The organism is Citrobacter sp. TBCS-14 (assembly GCF_005280805.1).
Taxonomy (GTDB): domain Bacteria; phylum Pseudomonadota; class Gammaproteobacteria; order Enterobacterales; family Enterobacteriaceae; genus Citrobacter; species Citrobacter gillenii.
The window spans coordinates 264-593 of sequence record NZ_SZWM01000867.1 but is presented as its reverse complement, the minus strand read 5'-3'; the positions used below and the strand labels follow the sequence as shown (position 1 = coordinate 593).

Annotated in this window: 2 pseudogenes; both read right to left on the bottom strand. The window is 53.3% G+C overall.

Annotated elements, in window-relative coordinates:
- Positions 1 to 141: pseudogene (locus tag FDX22_RS21780) on the bottom strand (molybdate ABC transporter permease subunit); the annotation flags it as partial.
- Positions 142 to 330: pseudogene (locus FDX22_RS31800) on the bottom strand (sulfate ABC transporter substrate-binding protein); the annotation flags it as partial. It lies immediately after the preceding pseudogene.

Below are 330 nucleotides of genomic sequence, written 5' to 3'. Positions count from 1 at the left end.
GTATTGCGCCCAGCTCATCTGCGCCAGTTGCATCACCAGCGCGCTAAGCGGCAGAAGCAATATCAGGCACACAAACAGTAAGCTGGTGCCCAGGCTTAAGGTGAAGCCGGGCAGCACGCGTCGGGAAGAAACAGCAAACATTTACTTGCGCCCCGCCGCCAGCAGTTTGTCCAGCTCTCCACCGCTGACAAAGTGTGTTTTCATCACTTCAGGCCAGGAGCCGAACTTGTCTTCTACGCGGAACAATTCAGTCTGCGGGAATTTATCTTGCAGCTTTTCCATCACCTGGGGGTTATTCACACGGTAGTAATAGTCGGTGATGATGGTTTG